This is a genomic window from Nocardia sp. NPDC058518 (assembly GCF_042719655.1).
In the GTDB taxonomy this organism is placed as follows: Bacteria; Actinomycetota; Actinomycetes; order Mycobacteriales; family Mycobacteriaceae; genus Nocardia.
Genome location: NZ_JBHXNJ010000045.1, coordinates 1 through 4,333, shown reverse-complemented (window position 1 = coordinate 4,333; position 4,333 = coordinate 1). Strand labels below are relative to the sequence as shown.

Here is a 4,333-nt window from a genome sequence, read left to right as displayed (position 1 = left end):
ACCGCAGTCCCACGAATCACCGCAAGAACCCGATCACCATCAACCACAGCATCACTCAAACGCTTCAAAACAACAGCACCAACACCCTCACCACGACAATACCCATCAGCCGACACATCAAAAGTCGCACAACGACCCTCCGGCGAGAGCGCGCGTGTGGCACAGGCGCTCACATACATTCTGTGATGCAGCATGACATTGACGCCGCCGACCAATGCCGCGGAACACACACCGCTCCGAAGTTTCTCCACCGCCAGGTCGACCGCCACCAGCGATGACGAACACGCGGTATCGATCGTCATACTCGGGCCCGTCAAACCCAACAGGTAGGAGATCCGATTCGACATGATCGAACCCGACACTCCCGCACCGAAGAACGGGTTATGGGCCTCGCTGTCACGGCCCATGCTGGTCCAGTCGTCATTCGCCAAGCCCATGTGCACGCTGATCGGTGCTCCCCGCAAGCTGTCCCGATCGAATCCGGCGTTCTGCAGGGCGTCGAACGACACTTCCAGCATGAGGCGCTGTTGCGGGTCCATCATCTTCGCTTCGGCCGGTGAGATCCCGAAGAAGCTATGGTCGAAGTACTCGACGTCGCTCATGAATGCGCCGCGCCGAGTGTAGCTGCGCCCCACCGCATCCGGACTCGCGTCGAAGACCTCCCCGATGTCGAAGCGCGAGATCGGAATGTCGTCCACACAATCGGTCCCGGCCTGCAACATCTGCCAGAAATCCTCGGGAGAGTACACATCGCCCGGCAAGCGACACGCACTACCGACGATCGCGATCGGCACGGATCCGAGCTCCTGCTCTCGTCCAGTTGCTCCGGCCTGTTCGATTCGGCGAGCGATGGAGGCGAAGTACTTGTACAGGAAGTTGAAGTGATGCCCTTCCGTGGGGATCAGCTCCAGACTGGAAGAATGGGCTCGACATCGTTCGACGATCTCTGCGCTGCTCTGAAATGACCGGCTGGCTTCGCGCATCATTTCCGATTGTTGATCGAGCGGAGGAACGCCACACTGGAAGACCATCACCGGCGAAGCCACGGTGCCTTGTGGACGATAGTGTTCCAGCAGCTCTTCGAATGGAGCCGCATCGCTCGGGGCCACAAAGGGCGCCATGTGCCGGGGGTCCAACATCACGACCTTCGACAGCATGTCTTCTTGTTCGAGCTGCAGTCCCATCTCCAGCGCCAGTGTGGCTCCGAACGACATACCTCCAACGCTGTATCGACTGCTGGGAACCTCTCTCATCATGGCTTCACGAAGGTCGGAGGCGACTGCTTCGAGAACGATCCCATTCGCGTGAGGGTTGGCAGGCAACGGCGGCATCGCCCCGTAGACAGGGATGGAGAGAGCCTGGGCCAGGGTGCCGAATGTCTTCTCGACAGACCCCATCACACCACCGACGAGAAACAGTGGTTCGCCAACGTTCTTGTCGTTGAGGTGCTTCCACACGGTGTGCTGTACCTGTGCCGCCTCCGGAGCATCCGCGTTCAGCTGCGTAGCCAGATACTTCACGACTTCGCGCACTGTCGGGTAGTTGAAGGCGAAGTGCGCGGGCAGGACGACAGAGTCGGGCAGTTCGGTCAGTAGCCCCTTCCTGAACTGCACCAGGTCGAGGGACGAGAGCCCTGCCTCCATGAAGGGAAGGGTGAAGTCGGATGCGGCCGAGGGCATGAACCTGCGAACGTTGGCCTGCACCACACGCTCGAGATCTTCTGTGGTCCACGACTGCGAGGGCTGGGGCTTGAGCGATGCGCTCGTCATCAATCCGAATCGATGCTCGGTGGGCGCGAGTACCTGCCAGTCGATCGGGGAAGCGCAGACCGTCCCCGTTGCGAGACCACCCAACAACTGGGCCAGTACCGCGATGCCGAGCTCGTTGTCGATCACACCGAAACCAGAAGCCTCCGAACGCGAGACCGCGTCATGGCGCACCGCCATACCAGCCTCGGACCACGCACCCCACTGAATCGACAACACACGCTCACCCCGAGCCGACCACGACTCCGCCAACGCATCCAACGTCGCATTCGCCGCCGCATAACTCCCCTGACCCGCAGAACCGAAAGTCGCAGCAGCAGAAGAGAACAACACCAAGAACTCCGACGGAGCGAACACACTCCGCAGATTCTTCGCACCCCGAACCTTCGCCCCATACGCCTGCTTCAACTTCGCACCGGACTGATTCGCCAACACACCATCAGTCAAAACACCGGCAGCATGCACAACACCAGCCACCGCCGGCATTCCCGCCTGGCTCACAGCGTCGTGCGCGTCACGCACACTGCGGAGATCACTGACATCACAGGCAATGCACTCCACCCGAGCGACCTGCCGCAACCGTGAAACCTCCTCCGACACAACAGACCCGGCAGACCGCGACAGCAACACCAGATGCCGCGCACCTCGATCCACCAGGAACTCCGCCACTACCAAACCCAGAGCGCCCAAACCACCACTGACCACATACGTCACATCCGGCGCAGCCACAAATTCCCCACCACCGAGGACGTGCCGCTGCAGCCGAGGTACCTCGACGACGCCGGCATCGGAGATCCGGTACTCCTGCTCCAAGCCGACGCCTTGGCTCAGGGCCAACGCCGGCACAAGGTGACCGGCCGAGACGTCGAGGCAATGCACCGCCAACTCCGGATGCTCCAACCGCGCCGTCCGAGCCAGTCCACGAAGACCGGCATCGTCGGCTGACTCCGCCGCCGACAAGAACACGATCCTGTCCGGAGCCGGAACCCGACCGTCCGAACACACCTGAAGCACACGAAGCCCGAAGTGCACATCGGACTCGCGCCCATCACTCAGAACCGCGACACAAGCCCACCCTTGCTCACCGAGAACGTCTTCCACCGACTCCACATCGAAGACAACCCGACTGACCCAACCCTCCGGCAAGTCGACGTCGACATCCGAACACGAGAGCAACACATGCACGCCGGACGGCATCGACTCAGAAGGCACGACCGCTTCCACCCACGCGCTCGAGTAGAGACAGTCAGCCGAAACCGCAGAGGACGCAACGGCGTCAGGACCACCGGTCGGCACACCGCGGTTCAGTGGCTTCTTTGCATTCGGCTTCTCCCACGGAACCGATACCGGGCGAAGTGGGCTCAGGCCGGGGGCGCCACCAGTCGTTTCGGCCGATGAAATCCAGTGCGTTCGCGCATCGGGAGCAATCCGCTTCGCCAGGTTGACCAACGTGGAGCCCGGGCCTATTTCGATCACGGCATCGATCGAATCCGGCTGTTCGAAGAGAGTCCGCACTGCCTGCAGAAACCTCACCGGGGACACTATCTGATCTCGCCAGTACTCGGGTGTCCGCAGCCGATCGGCTTCGATATTCCCGGAAAGTGTAGAAATGAATTCGACGCCCTCCGTCGACTCCGCCAAAGCCAGGGATTGCATACTCTTGCCGAAGTCCGCAGCCGCCCCCTGCATCATCGGCGAATGGAACGCATGGGAGACATCCAGCATCACGTGCGCCTCTGGGTAGGCCTCACGGACGAAAGCCCGCAGCGTCTCCGTAGGACCCGCGACCACAGTCAACGTCGGCCCGTTCTCCGCGGCGACGACCACACCCGCGGGCAGCGTGGGGATCAGCTCGTCGGCTGCGACCATCACCGCTGCCATGGCACCTGCACCGGCTTCGGACATCAGCTGTCCGCGGGCCACCGACAACGACAGTGCGTCACTCGCGTGCATCACGCCCGCCGCCACGGCCGCCGCGAACTCACCGATCGAATGGCCAAGCACAGAGGAAGGCTGGAATCCCCGCTCTTCCCACATCGCGATCTGTGCCAATTGCATCGCGACGAGTGCGGGCTGCTGAAACTGCGTTTGCTGCAGTTCCCGATCGTTCTCAGGACTCGGCTCGAGCAGCCAGCGCAAGATCGGCGCGTTCAGCTGGGTCGAGAGCTCTTCGGTGTGTTGATCCAGCGCCTCTCGGAAGGCTCGGTTCGCGTCATACAGCTGCTGTGCCGCACCCGACTTCAGCGAGCCCTGACCGGTGAACAGCCATGCGTCCCGTCGGGACGAGGACCAACGCTTGCGGTGTGGTCGGTCATAGGACTCCAACACCACATGAGCATTCGTCCCACCGAAACCAAACGACGACACACCCGCCACCAACGACCCCGACGACGCCAACCCAACCGAACCAGACCCGATCACCACATCGAAACCCGACACATCAATCTTCGGATTCAACGAACTGAAATGCAAATTCCCCGGAACCACCCGACGCCGAAGAACCTCCACCGCCTTGATCAAACCAACAATCCCCGCAGCACCCTCCAAATGACCAATATTCGACTTCA

General features: G+C 61.6%; 1 protein-coding gene. It reads right to left on the bottom strand.

Annotation, left to right across the window (positions count from 1 at the left end):
• On the bottom strand, positions 1–4,286 hold a 4,286-nt coding region (locus ACFWPX_RS36880; protein WP_378933743.1), incomplete at its 3' end, for an SDR family NAD(P)-dependent oxidoreductase.
• Positions 4,287–4,333: the final 47 nt, after the last annotated feature.